1 protein-coding gene is annotated in these 757 nt (G+C 65.1%); it reads right to left on the reverse strand.

Annotated elements, in window-relative coordinates:
- Positions 1-757: RNA-guided endonuclease InsQ/TnpB family protein (locus C1A33_RS26790; RefSeq protein WP_101834392.1), on the reverse strand; the 757-nt coding region annotated here is incomplete at both ends.

Genomic DNA, 757 nt, shown 5'->3' on the forward strand with positions numbered 1-757 from the left:
ACGATCGTTTGGTTCTCGCGAACAAGTCGAGTAGACAGCTTGTGCAGATGATCCCGGCGCCGGTCGGCGATCCGACCATGCACCCGGGCGACGTCCAACCGGGCCTTCGCCCGATTCGCTGATCCTTTCATCTTCCGGGACAGGTCCCGCTGTGCGCGGGCGAGCCGGGCCTGATCCCGGCGTTCGTGCTTCGGGTTGGCCACCTTCTCCCCGGTCGACAGCGTGACCAGCGACGTGATGCCCGCGTCGATCCCCACCCGCCCTCGCGACGAGGGGAACACGGCGATGGGCTCCTCGATCAGGATCGAGATGTGGTACTGGCCGCGCGCGTTCCGCGACACGGTGACCTGCGATGGGTCGGCGCCCTCGGGAAGCGGACACGACCAGATGACAGCCAGCGGCGCACCCTGCTTCCCCAGCGTGATCTGACCGTTCCGGAAAGTGAAACATTTCCGGAAGTAGGTCGCCGAATCGGTGGTCCTGCCCTTCTTCTTGAAAGTCGGGTACCTCGCGCGCTTCCGCCAGAAGTTCACATAGGCGGTCTGGAGATTCCGCAGCGCGGCCTGAAGGGGGCCATTCGACGGCTCGGCGAGCCATCGGGTTTCCGGATCCTGTTTCCAGCCGGTGAGCATCCGACCGGTTTCGGCATAGGTGATCCGACGCCGCTCCCGAGACCATGCGCGGTGCCGTTCGGCCAGCGCACGATTGTACACGTAGCGCACGCAGCCGAACGTTTCCGCGAGCTGCCTGGACTGTT

The sequence above is a fragment of the Frankia canadensis genome (assembly GCF_900197875.1).
In the GTDB taxonomy this organism is placed as follows: Bacteria; Actinomycetota; Actinomycetes; order Frankiales; family Frankiaceae; genus Frankia; species Frankia canadensis.